General features: G+C 65.8%; 14 protein-coding genes. 6 read left to right on the forward strand and 8 right to left on the reverse strand.

Annotation, left to right across the window (positions count from 1 at the left end; translation table 11 throughout):
• Positions 1 to 16: 16 nt before the first annotated feature.
• From GEV37_RS06635 to GEV37_RS06660, 6 genes are all read right to left on the reverse strand, one after another.
• A complete protein-coding gene (locus tag GEV37_RS06635) occupies positions 17 to 721 on the reverse strand; it encodes a tellurite resistance TerB family protein (protein ID WP_227389448.1) in 705 nt (234 codons plus the stop codon).
• Positions 722 to 749: 28 nt separating this feature from the next.
• A complete protein-coding gene (locus GEV37_RS06640; RefSeq protein ID WP_227389449.1) occupies positions 750 to 3,818 on the reverse strand; it encodes an AAA family ATPase in 3,069 nt (1,022 codons plus the stop codon).
• Complete coding sequence (locus GEV37_RS06645) at positions 3,815 to 4,963, reverse strand: exonuclease SbcCD subunit D (protein WP_227389450.1); 1,149 nt, start codon at positions 4,961 to 4,963, stop codon at positions 3,815 to 3,817. Before GEV37_RS06645 ends, GEV37_RS06640 begins: the two co-directional genes overlap by 4 nt.
• Before the next feature lie 86 nt (positions 4,964 to 5,049).
• The gene (gene nadE, locus GEV37_RS06650) at positions 5,050 to 5,874 is read right to left on the reverse strand and encodes an ammonia-dependent NAD(+) synthetase (protein WP_227389451.1); all 825 of its coding nucleotides are present in this window, start codon (positions 5,872 to 5,874) and stop codon (positions 5,050 to 5,052) included.
• A 64-nt stretch (positions 5,875 to 5,938) separates the two neighbouring features.
• A complete protein-coding gene (locus tag GEV37_RS06655) occupies positions 5,939 to 6,451 on the reverse strand; it encodes a CinA family protein (protein ID WP_227389452.1) in 513 nt (170 codons plus the stop codon).
• 140 nt (positions 6,452 to 6,591) lie between these two features.
• On the reverse strand, positions 6,592 to 8,250 hold the full coding sequence (locus GEV37_RS06660; RefSeq protein WP_227389453.1) for a DASS family sodium-coupled anion symporter: 1,659 nt from the start codon (positions 8,248 to 8,250) through the stop codon (positions 6,592 to 6,594).
• Positions 8,251 to 8,649: 399 nt separating this feature from the next.
• Here GEV37_RS06660 and GEV37_RS06665 point away from each other — a divergent pair, with 399 nt between their 5' ends.
• The 6 genes from GEV37_RS06665 to GEV37_RS06690 all read left to right on the forward strand — a co-directional run bounded on the left by GEV37_RS06665 (position 8,650) and on the right by GEV37_RS06690 (position 12,580).
• Entirely contained in the window at positions 8,650 to 8,883 is a 234-nt protein-coding gene (locus GEV37_RS06665; RefSeq protein ID WP_227389454.1) for a hypothetical protein, read from the forward strand.
• 185 nt (positions 8,884 to 9,068) lie between these two features.
• Positions 9,069 to 9,401, forward strand: coding sequence for a hypothetical protein (locus tag GEV37_RS06670; RefSeq protein WP_227389455.1), 333 nt, complete (start codon positions 9,069 to 9,071; stop codon positions 9,399 to 9,401).
• Between the two features lie 256 nt (positions 9,402 to 9,657).
• On the forward strand, positions 9,658 to 10,884 hold the full coding sequence (sstT, locus tag GEV37_RS06675; RefSeq protein WP_227389456.1) for a serine/threonine transporter SstT: 1,227 nt from the start codon (positions 9,658 to 9,660) through the stop codon (positions 10,882 to 10,884).
• A 111-nt stretch (positions 10,885 to 10,995) separates the two neighbouring features.
• Entirely contained in the window at positions 10,996 to 11,529 is a 534-nt protein-coding gene (locus GEV37_RS06680; protein WP_227389457.1) for a helix-turn-helix domain-containing protein, read from the forward strand.
• Positions 11,526 to 12,239 carry an AzlC family ABC transporter permease gene (locus GEV37_RS06685; protein WP_227389458.1) on the forward strand — a complete coding sequence of 238 codons (714 nt, stop codon included), beginning with the start codon at positions 11,526 to 11,528 and terminating at the stop codon, positions 12,237 to 12,239. Before GEV37_RS06680 ends, GEV37_RS06685 begins: the two co-directional genes overlap by 4 nt.
• Positions 12,236 to 12,580, forward strand: coding sequence for an AzlD domain-containing protein (locus GEV37_RS06690; protein ID WP_227389459.1), 345 nt, complete (start codon positions 12,236 to 12,238; stop codon positions 12,578 to 12,580). Before GEV37_RS06685 ends, GEV37_RS06690 begins: the two co-directional genes overlap by 4 nt.
• 69 nt (positions 12,581 to 12,649) lie before the next feature.
• On the opposite strand, the gene GEV37_RS06695 is transcribed toward GEV37_RS06690, so the two are convergent.
• Both GEV37_RS06695 and GEV37_RS06700 read right to left on the reverse strand, forming a co-directional pair.
• A complete protein-coding gene (locus GEV37_RS06695) occupies positions 12,650 to 14,038 on the reverse strand; it encodes a cytochrome c (RefSeq protein ID WP_227389460.1) in 1,389 nt (462 codons plus the stop codon).
• Positions 14,031 to 15,635, reverse strand: a complete 1,605-nt coding sequence (locus GEV37_RS06700; RefSeq protein ID WP_227389461.1) for a GMC family oxidoreductase — start codon at positions 15,633 to 15,635, stop codon at positions 14,031 to 14,033. Before GEV37_RS06700 ends, GEV37_RS06695 begins: the two co-directional genes overlap by 8 nt.
• Positions 15,636 to 15,659: the final 24 nt, after the last annotated feature.

Here is a 15,659-nt window from a genome sequence, read left to right on the forward strand (position 1 = left end):
AGCAGGTTAGACGTTTTCAGCCGGCCTGCACTGCCTGGCGCTCGAGCTCGGCGACCATCTCGCGGTCGAGCGCCAGCGCCGAGGCCAGTTGATCGAGCCAGGCACGCTCCATCGGGTTCTGCTCGTCACTCACCGCCAGGCTGATCAGATACATCTCCCGCGCCGCCTGGGGCGAGTCCGCTTGTGCGGCCAGCGCCTTGGCATCGAGCGGGGCGTTCAACTGCTGCTCGACCCAGGCGTGCAGCTCGTCGTCGGCACCGAGCGAGTCGATCTGCTCGCTGATCAGCGCGCGCTCCTCGGCATCGATATGGCCATCGGCACGAGCGGCCATGATCATCGCCTGCAAGAGCTCGAGGCTGCGCCGCTCCTGGAACTCGCCTTCGAGCACTTCGACCCGTTCGCCCTCGTCGCCACTCACGGCCCCGCTCTTGGCCTGGTGACTCTGCCACGCCTTCCAGGCAAGCATGCCGACCCCGGCAATGGCGCCATACTTCAGCGCCTTGCCGCCGAGCTTGCGCCCGCGCTTCGAGCCCACCAGCATGCCCATGGCGCCGCCGCCCAGAAGGCTCTTCATGTCGATGCCGCCGCTTTTCGAGGCGCTCTCCTGGCCGCCGAACTGGCGCGACAGCCCATCGAGCATGCCCTTGATATCCGTGCCACCGCCTTTGCCACTACCGTCGGCCTGCTGCATCAGTTTCTGTAGAATCGTGTTCGCGTTCATCCGTCGCTCCTTGATGGTCGAGGCTTCACTAGAGGGACGTCGTCCCTTTGATCGCTATCGTGCTGCCGTGACGGCTGGCCGTCACGTCTATACGAACCGGCATCTGCTCCTTGAGTTCGCTGACATGGGAGATAATCCCGATCATTCGACCGCTCGACTGCAGCTCGCAGAGTACCTCGATGGCCTGTTCGAGCGCTTCCTGATCGAGGCTGCCAAAGCCCTCGTCGATGAACAGCGTATCGAGACGAATGCCCCCGGCGTAGGCCTGGACCACGTCCGAGAGCCCCAGCGCCAGCGCCAGCGCCGCCATGAACGACTCGCCGCCGGAGAGCGTGGCCACCGGGCGCTGCTTGCCGGTGTAGGTGTCCGCCACGTCAAGCTCCAGCCCTGATGCCCGATTGCCCTTGGACGGGTCCTCCCGGCGCACCAGCTGATAGCGCCCGCGGCTCATGCGCGTGAGCCGCTGGGAGGCCTGGATCAGCACGTCGTCGAGCAGCACGCCGAGCACGAAGCGCTGCAGGCTGATGCGGTGGCCGGTGCGCCCGTTGGCCACCTCGCTGAGCGTGCCCCAGAGCCGGTACTCCAACTCGAGTGCCTGCCGAGCCTCATGGGCGGCGGCGAGCTTCTGGCGCACGGAGGTCAGGACGTTGCGGCGCTCATCGACCACGCGCCACGCCTCGAGTCCCGCCTGTTCGTGCGCCTGGCACTCTTCGACCGCTGACTCCAGCATAGCCATGTCCGGCGCAGGCTGCTCGCCAAGCCGAGCGTCGGCGGCGGCGATGGCGCCGTTGAGCTCGTCGAGGCGGCGCTGGTAGGCCTCGACGCGCGCTACCAGCGTCAGGCGCTCGGCTTCGTCGAGCCTTGCAGCCTCGAAGGCGCGGGCGTCGTCGAAAGGGCTCGTTGCCAGCGCCTTCTGCCATTCGGCGCGGGCGACTTCCAGGGCCCGCTCGCACTGTTCGAGGCGCGTCGCCGCTCCGCTGGCGCGCTCTTCGGCGCGGGCTTGCAGGGCGACGCTGTCACCGTGTGCCTTTTGGGCGGCAGCCCATTGGGCTTCGATCTCGCGAATGTCGGCGTTCAGCGCGTCGAGATCGGCGCTCAATGCCTTGGGGTCGCGGGCATCGGCGGGCAGCGCTTCGCTGACCTGATCGCGCTGGCTCGCCAGGCGCAGCGCCTGTTCACGGGCCGCTTCCCGCTCGGCCTGGGCCGCTTTCAGCGTCTGATCCTGAACGCTCCAGTCGCCGCGCAATGTCTCGCGCTCGCGGGCAAGCGCCCCCGTTTCGCGCTCGACCTGCTCGCGCCGCGCGCACTGCGTCTCGAAGGTGGACACAGCCCGCTCGAGCTCGGCAAGCGGTACCTCGGCCCATTCGCCCAGCGCCTGAGTCAGACGGCGGCACTGCTCCGCGTGCTGGCGGGCCTCGAACCGCGCCGCCTCGTGCGCGCGCTCGGCCTCGGCCTGCGCCTGGCGGGCACTGGCCGCCTGCGCCCTCGCCTGCTCCACCTGCTCGCTCGTGACGATGTCGCCGGCGGGTGCGGCGGGCGCGGGGTGGGCCGTGCTTCCGCAGACCGGGCAAGGCGTGTCCGCTTCGAGGGTCTGCGCCAACAGCGCCGCCTGGCCTCGGTGCCAGTGCATCTCGCACTCGGTGACGGCGCGCTCGGCGCGTTGGGTGGCCGCCTGACAGCGTTCTAGAGCTTGGCCAGCGCGGCGCTCGGCGGCGCCGGCCTTGCGCTCTTTTTCGTCCAGCGCCTCGAGCTCGCGGCGCGCCGCCTCGAGCTCTCGGTGCCGACCAAGCTCCGCCAGCGCCCCCGCAAGCGACTGATACTCGTCCTGCAGCGCCTCGAGCCGCTGGCTTGCCGCCTCGCCCTGACGGCGAATCTCGTCCAGGCGCTGCGTCTCGCGCTGGAAGCTGTTCTCCAGGCGCTCCCGCGCCGCCTCGGCCTGGCTTGCCCGTGCAGCGAGCTCTTCGAGCGCCCGGCCCTTGTCGAGATACTCGCCCAGCGCCCGGCGACGCTCGGTCAACTCACCCAGCCGCTCGGCGCGCTGCTGCGCCGTAGAAAGCGCCGTTTGCGCCTCGAGCGTGCGCTCGCGCTGGGTGTGCAGGCCCGCCTGGGCCTGGCGCTGCTCTTCGCGCGCCGTCTCGAACGCCTGACGCGCCTGGGCTTCGGCGTCAAAAGGCGCGCGCAGGTGCTGGGCACGCTCATTTTGCGCAAGCCGTTGGCGCTCCGCTTCGATCGCCTCAACGTGCTCCAGGTGCGCGCACTTGTCCGTGATCAGCGTATCGCGGGCCTGGCGCTGACGCTCGATCTCCCGGCCCGCGTCGCGGCGCTGTTCCGCTTCACGGCGTGCGCGCCTGGCGGTTTCGTACCGGGCGCTGGCTTCCTCGACCCGAGGTATCAGTACAGCCAGCTCCTCGTCGAGCGCCGCCTCGCTTTCGAGCTCGCCGCCGGCCAGCAGGCCGCTGATATGCTCGCGGTGGCTCTTGACCCGGGCGACGATGCCTTTCGAGCGCTCGAGCAGTTCATCCTCGATGCGCTTGAAGATCTGCGTCTGGAACAGACGGGCGAAGATCTTCTCGCGCTCGCTGGAGGGTGCGACCAACAGCTCGCGAAACTTGCCCTGGGGCAACACCATCACCTGGCGAAACTGCTTGACGTCGAGGCCGAGCAGAGCCTGAACCTGCGCGGTGGCCTCCCCCACGTTTCTGGCCACCAGGCAGTGGCGCTCCTCGAGCGCTTCGCTCAGCTGCCAGAGCTGGGCCTCGGTGTTCTGCGTGGTGGTGCCCTCCCCCTTGACCTTGGGGCGCTCCTGCTGGGGCACGCGGCGAATGCGGTAGAAGCGGTCGTGCAGGCGAAAATCCAGCGTCACTTCGGTGAGCAGCCGGGGGCTTGCCGCGTCGCAGCGCATGTCGCCCCCGGTACGCTCCTCGCCGGTGGTCTGGCCGTAGAGCGCAAAGCAGATCGCATCCAGAATCGAGCTCTTGCCGGCGCCGGTGGGGCCGTTGATCAGAAACAGCGGGTGGCGGCCAAGGGCGGTGAAATCGAGCCGCTCGGTGCCGGCGAAGGGGCCGAAGGCCTGAAGGGTGAGCGCCAGCGGCGTCATGGCGTGCCCTCCTTGGCGAGTTCGTCGATCAGCCGGCGCATGACCTCCTTCTGCTCCTCGTCCAGCGCTTCGCCGCTGGTCTGCTCGAAGAAGTCGCCGAACATGTCCAGGGCGCTGAAGTGGAGCTTTTCGCGGTCGAGCTGCTGGGCGCCGCGCGCTTCCAGCATGCCGGGTTTCTCCAGGTGCAGCACGTTGGGGTAGAAGGCGCGCAGCTTGCTCATCGGATCCAGCAACGCGTGGCGATCAGAAAGGCGCACCAGCAGGTAGTCGTCGCGATGCTCGGGCGCGGCGCTTTCGGCCTCTCGAAGAAGCGTTTCGAGCTCGCCTTCGAGCACGCGCACCTCGCGCCGGGGTATCAGCGTGCGCCAGTCCGTCGTCACGGCGCCCTGCTTGTCTATATCTACCAGGGTCACGCCCTTGCGCTGGCGCGCCTCCGAAAAGCTGTACTTCAAGAACGAGCCGCTGTAGCGGATGTGCTCGCCACCGCGGTACTGGGGGCCGTGCAGATGGCCCAGCGCCACGTAGTCGAAGTGGCGCATCGGCTCCCAGGCCACGCTCTCCGCCCCGCCCAGGTTCAAGGGTCGCTCGGAGTCCGAGGCCGTGCCGCCGTCGACGAAGCAGTGGCTCATCAGGATCGTCGGGCAGTCTGGCCTGCGCGCGGCGTCGATGCGCTCGACAAGAAAACGATGGGCGGCGTCGAAGTCGCGCACGTCGACCTCGAAGCGGCTGCGCACGTGCTCCGGGTCGGCGTAGGGAATGCCGAACACGTCCACCTCGACGCCCCTGGCGGCCAACGTCACCGGCGTGGCGCAGTGTGCGAGATCGGAAAGGATATGCAGCCCGGCCTTGCGCAGGTGGCGGGCGCCGAAGCGCAGCCGCTCGGCGCTGTCATGGTTGCCGGAGATCATCACCACGGGCAGGCCGCGCTTGTCGCAGAGCTCGAAAAGCACGTCGTCCAGAAGCGTGATCGCCCCCGCCGGGGGAACCGCACGGTCGAAGACGTCGCCGGCAACCAGCACCGCATCGACCGCGTCGCGATCGACGATCTCGATGAGCTGGTCGAGCACGACGCGCTGGTCGTCGAGCAGCGAGACGTTGTGGAAAAGCCGCCCCAGGTGCCAGTCGGCGGTGTGGAGAAGTCGCATGGCAGGCTCGCGTTGGCAAAGTTGCCCGTATCTTATCATTTGGGCCGCGACGCGGCGCCTGCCATGCAAGACGGGAGTGAACCGCTTCAGGGCTCGATGGGCAGGTTGCGCTTGTGCTGGGTGCGCTGATACGTCTGCATGATGGTCTTGCGCGCCTCGTCGCCGATCTCCTCACCCATCAGGAAGGCATCGATGTCGGCGTAGGTCACGCCCAGCGCCTCCTCGTCGGCGAGCTGGGGCTTGAGGGTCTCGAGATCCGCGGTGGGCTGCTTCTTCACCAGCGCCTCCGGGGCGCCCAGTTCGGCGCCAAGCCGACGTACCTGGTCCTTGGTGAGCCCCGCCAGGGGTGCCACGTCGCAGGCGCCGTCGCCGTACTTGGTAAAAAAGCCCATCATCGCCTCGGCGGCCTGGTCGGTTCCCACCACGAGCCCGCCATGGGTGCCGGCGACGGCGTACTGAGCGATCATGCGTTGGCGCGCCTTGATGTTGCCGAGCACAAAGTCGCGCTGGTGCTCGTCCTCGAAGGCGTGCTCGCCCTCCTCCAGCGCCTTCAGTACGGCGTCGCTCGCCGGCTTGACGTTGACCGTGAGCACCCGGTCGGCCTGGATGAATGCGAGCGCCTGCTGGGCGTCGTGCTCGTCGGCCTGGGTGGCGTAGGGCAGGCGCATGGCGTAGAAGCGCGCGTCGATCCCTTCGTCGCGGGCCTTCTCCACCGCAAGCTGGGCAAGGCGTCCGGCCACGGTGGAGTCCACCCCGCCGCTGATGCCGAGCACCAGGGCGTGCTGGCCGGAGTCGCGCATCTGGCGGTAAAGAAAATCCACCCGCCGCTCGATCTCCCGGGCCACATCGATGTGGGGGTCGACGTTCAAGGCCTTGCGGATTCGGGCCTGCTGTTCGCTTGGCTGTTCCATCCTTGTCTCCTCGCGGTTCAATCGATGTAGGTGTACCCGCTTTCAGCGTAGTGGACGCGCCGGCTCAGTCGCCAACCGGGGACGCCTTGCCGTCGACCACCTGGCGATGAAGCGCCGAGATGCGCTCAAGGGCGTGGTGAGCGGCCGCGTGGCGCACCTCATTGCGCTCGCCGGGAAAACGCTGCGTCTCGTTGAACAGGTACTCCTTGCCGGCGTGTTCGAAGGCCCAGGCAAAGCAGACGGTTCCGACGGGAATGTCGTCGTGGGAAGCGGGCCCGGCGATACCGGTATTGGCGAGGGCGACGTTGGCATCGTTGTTGTGCAGCGCCCCCAAGGCGAGCTCGCGGCTGGTCTCCTCGCTAGTCAGGCCGTACTCGTCGATGGTGTCGAAGCTCACAGCAAGATAACGGTTCTTCGCCTGGGGCGAGTAGACCGTAAGGCCACAATCGATGCTCTGGCCGCTGCCGGGCACGCGCGCCAGCTCCGACACGATCAGCCCCGCGGTGCAGGATTCGGCGGTGGCGAGCTTGAGCTCGTGCTCTTGCAGGTAGTGACAGACGTCTTCCAATAACGACATGTGAAGGCTCCTTCGCCCTGGGCGTTCAGCGTATCGTTCCCTGAGATTGCGAGCGCTCTTGTGGCTCCAGCGTTTTCCTCGCCCCCATAAAATAGCCCCCGCCAAGGGCGGGGGCTTTAATCTCGATCAAACCTCAGGGACTAGTTGCGAAACGCGTCCGGATACGTGGTCAGGTCCACGCCCCAGAGCACCGGCAGCAGGAAGTAGGTTGCTGCGACGATCAGCACAAGCGCGATGATGTTGAGCCAGAAGCCGTTGCGCACCATCTCGGCGATGGTGATCTTGCCGGTGGCGAAGATGATCGCGTTGGGGGGCGTGCCTACCGGCAGCATGAAGGCGCAGTTGGCGGCCATGGCAGCGGGTACCATCAGCACGAACGGATGAACGCCCAGCGCCAGTGCCAAGGAGGCCAGTACCGGCAGGATCATGGTGGCGGTCGCGGTGTTGGAGGTGATCTCGGTGAGGTAGAGCACCATGGCGGTGGACAGCAGGATCACCATCAGGAAGTTGACCCCTTCCAGCACGCTCATCTGGTCACCCATCCAGGCCGCCAGTCCCGAGGAGCTGAAGCCGGCGGCGATGGCAAGACCGCCCCCGAACAGCAGCAGAATTCCCCAGGGCACGTCCTTGGCCACGTCCCAACCCAGCAGGCAGCCGCCCTTGGTGGTCGAGGGGATCATGAACAGGGCAATCGCTGCGGCGATGGCGATCATGGTATCGCTGATGCCCGGGATGTTGATGATCTGGCCCTGCCACAGGAACGAGCGGGTGATCCAGAAAAACGCTGCCAGCAGGAATACGCTCAGTACCGCCTTTTCCTCGAAGCTGGTGCGCCCCAGCGCCTCCATCTCCTTGCGGATCAGCGCGCGACCGCCGGGCAGCTTGTTGAGCTTCATCGGGTAGATGAACCGGGTGAGCATCAGCCAGCCCAGCACCAGCAGCAAGACCACTACCGGGAAGGCGAACACCAGCCAAGCGGCAAACGAGATCTCGTAGCCGAACAGCTCGTTGACCACCGCCGCCAGGATGATGTTCGGCGGCGTGCCGATCAGCGTACCCAGCCCCCCGATGGTACCGCCATAGCCGACCCCGAAGATCAGCGCCTTGCTGAACTTGTCGATCTCGACGCTATGGTCGCCTTCGGTCTTGTTGAGCTCCTGGGTTACCTGGTAGACGATCGCGGTGCCGATGGGCAGCATCATCATGACCGCGGCGGTGTTGGACACCCACATGGACAAGAAACCCGTGGCCGCCATGAAGCCGAACACGATGCTGTTGATGCTGGTACCCAGAATCGAAATGATCGTCAGGGCGATACGCTTATGCAGGTCCCACTTTTCCATGGCCAGCGCGATCATGAAGCCACCCAGAAAGAGAAAGACGATGGGATTGCCGTAGGCGGCGGTGACCGCCCCGCCCTCCAAGGCGCCGGTAATAGGGAGAAGCACGATGGGTAGCAGCGAGGTCACCGGAATCGGAATCGCCTCGGTCACCCACCAGATCGCGACCCAAAGCGTGGTGGCCAGCACCATACGGCCTTCGAAGCTCAGGTCCGCCGGGTGAAAGAACAGTACCGTCAAGGCGAACATCAGCGGCCCGAGCACCAGGCCGATCGTTTGTGCCTTGTTATAGGCCGGTGGCTTCGGCGACTCGTTACCCGGCTCTCCCGGCGTACCGGAGCCCTTACCGCCCATGCCCGGGGCATGAGGAGTGGGCAGTGCGCAAAGCAGGAGGTTCTTGGCCTGGTAGTGATAGTGCCAGAGTTGGCCCCAGAGTGATTGTGTGGCAGTTCCGAGCATAATTACAGTACCGCTTGCAGTCGTGTGAACAGAAAGGCGCATCGCCGCAGCGGGCCTTGAGTCGCTAAAAACAGCGTTGCAGATTTTAGTGGGCCCTTTATTCACTGCAAGGCGGTATTAGTCCAGTGAATTGGCTCACTTTGCGACCAAAGTCTAACAACTTTAGTTTTATGTAGTAGCGTTCAGACGGAGTGGAAGGTCTGCAAAACGGCAAAAATTGCCTGCTCATGCTTAAAATATGCTTAGCAAGCTTAATGCAGGTCCTTGTCTCGGCAGCAATATGGCGCCTTGATGACCCGTCGATTAACTTTTTGTACAACTTTCATGAACCACAAAAGCGGGACGCAGTCTATACTTCAGACCACACCTCGCAAATGCCTGTATAAGCATGAGGTGGCGGTGAAGGACACGTTCGAGGGGGTCATTCAATATACCGACGCTCAAGGAGTTAAGATGATACGCCAACATCTTTTCAATGGGGCACAGCCTGGAAGCCAGGAACATCTCGAAAAATACTTGAACGAACAAAAGCTTAGACGTGAGAAAGAGGCCCACCCAGAATTGCTCTGGTTGACGGCTGCTTCGTTCTCCGCAGGCTGCCTGGCCACGCTCGCCTTCGTCGTACCGCTTTGACGCGCAGCGTGCAGATATAAAACCCCGCCTCTTGCAGCGGGGTTTTTTTATGCCCGCATTTTTTTATCCTCGATCAAGAAATTGGGGATTGCTTCCGCTTTGAAGGTGTATTACTGTGAGAAGTACAAGACGCGTACAAGTAAATACTTCGAATCGAGTATCAAGCATTCACAAGGAGTGGTGGCATGCAAACGATCAAACTGGAAAATATCTCTGAAGCAGGCCTGCAGCTGGCGATCAACGAACTGCGCGAAGAGATGTTCGATACCCCCGAATGCGACTTCACCATCGCCAAGATGCTGAGCCACTGCGGTCATTTCGACACCGCCGAGCGCCATCTGGACGAGATGCTGCTCAAGTGGGGCTCCTCTCCCGATGTCATCGAACTGACCGACAAGGGCTATGCCATGGTGGACGCCATGCAGGCAACCGCGAAGGCGCAGCAAGGGGTGGTCTCATCGCAGCCGGTCGCCGGTGTCGCCTCGCTGAACAAAACTCGCGACATGGCCGTCGCCTGACAGACACGATTCGCCCCTGGCGCATCACGTTAACAAAACGGCTTGCTTTCTCATGAAAGCAAGCCGTTTTGCATCCTGGCCCCTTTCTGCCTCGTTCTGGCTGCCCGATCGCTCGTGAGCCAGTCGCCGTCGGGCCGTCAACTTTTTCATCGCCTCCCCCCATGCAGCGCTCTCAACTGCTAGAATGCCTCCCTTTTCTCTCGCGGGCGCGGGGCCCTTCCCGCGTCGTCTCGTACGACTGACCAAGAGCTCTGCAATGATCGCGACTGCCCAAGCAGCGTTTCGCCCCCTTCTACGACTGGGTCTCATCTCTCAAATCATCATCGGTATCGTGGTCGGGGCATTGCTGGCGCTGTTCGCGCCCGGTGCTGCCCTGAAGCTTGCGCTGCTGGGGCAACTGTTCATCGCGGCACTCCAGGCGGTGGCGCCGATCCTGGTCTTCGTGCTGGTGATGGCGGCGATCGCCGCCCACCGCCAGGGTCGCCCCACCCAGATCCGCTCGGTGCTGGGGCTCTACGTTGCCGGCACGCTGATCGCCGCGCTGATTGCGGTGGCCGCGAGCTTTCTGATGCCCACCGAGATCGCACTCGATGCGCCCCAGGCGGACGGCAACCCGCCCGGCGATATCCTGAGCGTGCTGCGCGATTTGCTGCTCAATGCCGTGGCCAACCCGGTCAGCGCCTTGATGGACGCCAACTTCATCGCCATTCTGGCCTGGGCGGTGGGGCTCGGCCTGGCGCTTCGCTCATCGAGCGATACCACGCGCACAGCGCTTTCTGACCTGGCTTCGGCGGTCACCCGGCTGGTGACGCTGGTGATTCGCCTGGCGCCCTTGGGCATCCTCGGCCTGGTGGCGGGCACGCTCGCGCAGTCTGGTTTCTCTGCGCTGGTCAACTATGCGCAGCTTCTGGCCATCATCGTGGGTTGCATGGTGGTGGTAGCGCTGATCACCAACCCGCTGCTGGTCTACTTCGTGACCCGCCAGAACCCCTACCCGCTGGTCTGGACCTGCCTTCGCGGCAGTGCCATTACGGCGTTTTTCACCCGCAGCTCGGCGGCCAATATTCCGGTTAACCTGGAGCTTTGCCGCAAACTCGAGCTCGATGCCGATACCTACTCGATCTCGATTCCGCTGGGCGCGACCATCAACATGTGCGGCGCGGCGATCACCATCACCGTGATCACCCTGGCAACCACTCATACGCTGGGGATTCCGGTCGATTTCCCCACGGCGCTGCTGCTGTGCATCGTCTCGGCGCTGGCCGCTTGCGGGGTTTCCGGCGTGGCCGGCGGCTCGCTGATGCTGATTCCCATGGCGGCGAGCCTGTTCGGCATCCCCACCGAGGTCGCCATGCAGGCGGTCGCCATCGGCTTCGTCATCAGCGTGGTCCAGGACGCCACCGAAACCGCGCTCAACTCCTCCACGGACGTGCTGTTCACCGCCGCCGCTTGCCGGGCGAAGCAGGTCGCTGCCACCTCCTGACCTCAAGGCGCTTACCTGACCTCAGGGCGCTTGCCTGATCTCGAACGATACTTGACGCTTGATCGTTCCTTATATAGAACGTTCTATATAAGGAACGATCAGGACCGTTCAATGGATTCTACCTCGCTGGCCACCCTTGGCCGCCATCTCCAAACGCTACGCCAGGACCGGGCGCTGTCGCTGTCGCAGCTGGCCTGCGCGGCGGGCATCGCCAAGTCCAACCTGTCGCGCCTGGAACAGGGTAGCGGCAACCCGACGCTGGACACCCTGTGGCGCCTGGCCGTGCAGCTGCACGTGCCCTTCGGCACGCTGGTGGCACCGGTCAGCGTCCTGCTGGGCGAGGAGGATGGCGTTCAGGTGCGGCTCATCGACCAGGGCCAGGACTCGCCCCAGGTGGATGTCTACTGGATGCGGTGTGACGCCCATACCGAGCGGCGCGCCGAAGCGCACACCCCCGGCGCGCGCGAGAGGCTCACGCTGGTCAGCGGGACGCTGGAGGCGGGGCCCGAGGGCGAGACACGCTGGCTCTCGCCCGGCCAGAGTCTCACCTTCGCGGCGGATACACCGCACCTCTACCGCACGGCGGAACTCACCGCCACCCTGATTCTGACCATCACCTACGACCCGGAAGAGAGCGTCCCATGAGCCACCGCCACGCCCGCATCAACGCCGCCCTTCGAGGCGCGCGCGACGGCATCCCGCTGCTCGGCGGCTACGTGCCCGTTTCGCTGTCGTTTGGCCTGGTGGCCACCCAGGCGGGATTCTCGCCCTGGGAGGCGGCGGTGATCTCGACGCTGATCTACGCTGGCGCCTCGCAGTTTCTGTTCGTCGGCATGGTCGCCGCCGGCGCGCCGCTGTGGCTCGTGGTGGCACTGACGCTTCTGATCAACGTGCGTCACGTGGTCTACGGCCCCAATCTGGCGACGCTGCTGCCAAGAAGCCGCCACTGGCCCTGGCTGATGCACGGGCTGACCGACCAGGTCTTCGCGCTGGCGTTGACCCGGCTACCCGTGGTGGACGAGCGCGAACGGTTCGGCTGGTTTCTGGGGGCGGCGCTGATGGCCTGGGCGGTGTGGATCATAGGCACCGTGGTCGGCGCAGTGGCGGGCGAAGCGGTCACCGCCTACTGGCCGCTTCTGGGCGATATCATGCCCTTCGCCCTGCCGGCGCTGTTTCTGACCATGACCGCGCCGCGCTTCACCGACCGGCGCTGGTCTGCGGCGCTCACCGTCACGGTGCTGGCGGCGATGGCGCTGAGCCTCTCGGGCGCTACCAACGTCGCCATTCCGTTGGCGGCGGCCTGCGGGGCGCTGTGCTTCTACACGCTGCGCTTTCCCGCCGGGAGGTGTGCATGAGCACGTCGCTGTGGTTGGCCGTGATCGCCTCGGCGCTGGGCACGCTGTTGATGCGCGTGGTGCCGTTTCTGTGGATGCAGCGCCGGCTCAGCGCCCGCGAGGGGCCGAACGCGCTGCCCGGCTGGCTGGCGGTACTGGGGCCCTTGATGATCGCCGCAGTGCTGGGGGTAGCGATCGTGCCGGTCAACCCGAGCGCACTTTCCTGGCTGGCCACTGCGCTGGGGCTCACCGCGACCCTGCTGCTATGGCGGCGAACGCGTTCGCTGGGCTGGCCAGTGGCCGCCGGGGTGAGCGTGTTCGGCGCGATCATGCTGCTGTCGCAGGTGGTGATAACCGGCTGAACAGTGCCACGCATGAAAAACCCGCTCTCTTGCGAGAGCGGGTGATGTCACGTCACGGCAAGCTGACGTCTAGCGCGTGCGACGTCGCCGACGACGCGAGAGCCACACGCCGAGCAGCACAACGACCACGATCCCTGCGACGCCCATGCCCACCCGCGCCAGCATGAGCAGCGACGAGGGCGCCCCGCCGGCACGAAGCTCGGCGACCCGCGCCGTGTCGATGCGCACATCGCTTTGGCCGAACTCGCTCATCAGGTGGTTGGTGACGTCCGCGATCTGCTGGTCTCCGAGCTCGTCGGCGAAGCCGAGCATGCCCTGGCGGTGCTCGGGCCAGACGCCTTCGAGAATCGCCATGGCGACGTTGTCGGCGTTGGGCTTGTCGAGCACCGGGTGACCGGCCAGCGCCGGCAGGCCGTTGAGCCCCTGCCCGCCGGGGGCGTGGCAGGCGGCGCACTGATCGCGATAGACGCGCTCGCCGGGCGTGATGTCGTCAAGCGCGGCCGGGGTGTCGTCGTCGATCAGTTGGCCGATGTTCGTCTGCGCGTCGCGCTCGGCAGAGGCCGGCTCCGCCGGCGCTTCGCTTTCGGCCTCGGGCAGCAGGTAGACCGCGATCGCCTCGATGTCCTCTTCGGGCATGCGCGAGAAGCTCAAGTCGATCGCCTCGAGCATCGGGCCGGCAGCGGTGGCACCGTTGCCTGAGTGGCCGGTGCGCAGGTAGTCGACCAGTTCGCGCCGGCTCCAGCCGCCGATGCCGGTTTCCGGGTCGTCGGTGATGTCCGGGGCGTACCAGGTGCCCAGCGAGCCACCGGCCAGCGCCTGGCTCGATTTCTCCGCCATCAGAGCGTTGCGCGGCGTGTGGCAGGTACCGCAATGGGTCGCGCCCTGGACCAGATAAGCCCCGCGGTTCCACTGCTCGGAGCGCTCCGGGTCGGGCTCGAAGGGGTCGCTGTCGAGAAACAGCAAATTCCAGGCCTTCATCGAGAAGCGCAGGTTGAACGGGAACGGCAGCTCGGTTTCCGGCGGCGCCTCGCTTGCGGGCTCGACGCCGTGCATGAAGTAGGCGTAGAGCGCTTCGATGTCCTCGTCGGTCATCTTGGCGTAGGCGGTGTAGGGCATCGCCGGGTAGAGCTGGCGGCCGTCGGCGCGCACGCCCCGGCGCAGCGCATCCGAGAACTGCTCGAGGGAGTAGTCGCCGATGCCTGCGTCAGTCGAGGGCGTGATGTTGGTGGAGTAGATCGTGCCCAGCGGGCTCTTGATCGGATGGCCGCCGCTGTAGGCGGGGCGGCCCGGCTCCGAGTGGCAGGCCGCGCAGTCGCCGGCGATGGAGACCGCTTCACCGCGCTGGATGAGCTCGCGGCTCGGCGTGTCGGCCTGGGCGAGTGCGGCGCCGGCGATCCACGGGGCCAGCGTCAGTACAAGCGCCTTGTACCACGGATTCTCGTAGAGCGGCTTAACCATGCTGCGTCTCCTCCAGGATGCGATCCGCGGTGCGCAGCGCCAGCGCCGCCGCGGTCAGGGTGACGTTGCAGGTGCCTACCGTGGGCATCACGCCGGTGCCGACCATGAACAAGTTCTCGTGGTCGTGGGCGCGGCCCCACTGGTCGGTGACGCTGGTGTCCGGGTCATTGCCCATGGAGAGCGTGCCGGTGATGTGCTGGCGGTTGGAGAACGCGCCTTCCTTGCTGTGCTTGATATTGGTGGCGCCGAGCATCTCGGCGATGAGGTCGTAGTGCTCGCGGGTCACCTGGGTGCCGCGGCGCTCGTACTCGCCCACGTTCCAGTACATGCGCGGCGTGGGCAGGCCCAGGGCGTCGCGCTGGTCGCTCAGGGTGACGCGGTTGTCCGGGTCCGGCAGCTGCTCCATGGCGTTCTTGAGCGCCAGGCGCCGGGCGGCGCGGTAGCGCACCTGCTCATCGAGCGCGCGGCCGTGGTAGCCCTCTGCCAGAAGCTCCTTGGTGACCGACTCGACCTTGGAGCCATTGGAGATGTCGAGGCGAAACGGTGCGTACTCGGCTCTGAAATCGCCGTCGCGGAAGTCGCCGATCGAGCACGGGCTGACCGGGCCGCGGCCGGGCCAGACCGGCTCGTCGACATCGAAGCTCACGCTGATCGCCGGGTGGTCGCACAGGTTGCGCCCGACGTTGTCGCGGGCGTTGGCGATGCCGCCTGCGAAGGTGTCGCTGGTCGACATCAGCAGAAGCTTGGGCGTCTCGATGGCGTTGGCGGCGAGTACCACGGTCTGGGCGGTCACCTTGTGGCTGGTCTTGTCCCAATCGTAGTAGTGCACCGCGCTGATGCGGCCCTGGCTATCGTGCTCGAGACGGTAGACCACCGCTTCGGTGACGATCTCGACGCCTTCGGCCTCGGCTTCCTGGGCGGCGAGCCCACCGTGGTACTGGGCGTCGATCGGGCAGATCGGCATGCAGTTGTTGTTGCCGCAGCACGCCGGACGGCCGCCGTAGCTTCGGCTGTTGCGCGCGGTGGAGTCGTCGATGACACGATACTCGGGCGCCAGCCGCTCGGTGACCCGTTGCTGCAGGTAGGAAGCCGGCACCCGCTCCATGGGGAAGGGCCTGGAGCGCGGCGAACCGTTGTCCGGCTCGCCGCCGACGCCGGTGATCACCTCTACCTGGTAATAGTACTCCTCCAGGTCGTCGTAGCCGATCGGCCAGTCGACGCCGACGCCGTAAAGGCTGTGGGTGCGAAAATCATTGGGCACGTAGCGCCACATCTGCGCCGCCCAGTGCCAGGAGGTGCCGCCCAGCATGCGGATGTACTGCGCCTGGTAGGCGTGGGGGCCGGCCTGCTCCAGGTAGTCGTTGGGCGCCGGCGAAAAGCGCGGATGCGGCGCCATCTCGGAGTAGGGGTACGGCGCCATGTAGTCGGACTTGAACGCCGACTCGCGGTAGTTCTGGACCAGCTCGCCGCGGCCCTTGCGCGGGCCGGACTCCAGCAGTAGCACGGAGCGCCCGGCGCGCGCCAGGCGGGTAGCGAGCAGGGACCCGCAGATGCCTGCACCGACCACGACGACGTCGACGACTTGTTCGTTACTCATGGGGATATCTCGTTGTTTCAAAGC

This window comes from Vreelandella malpeensis, assembly GCF_020622355.1.
Taxonomy (GTDB): Bacteria; Pseudomonadota; Gammaproteobacteria; order Pseudomonadales; family Halomonadaceae; genus Vreelandella; species Vreelandella malpeensis.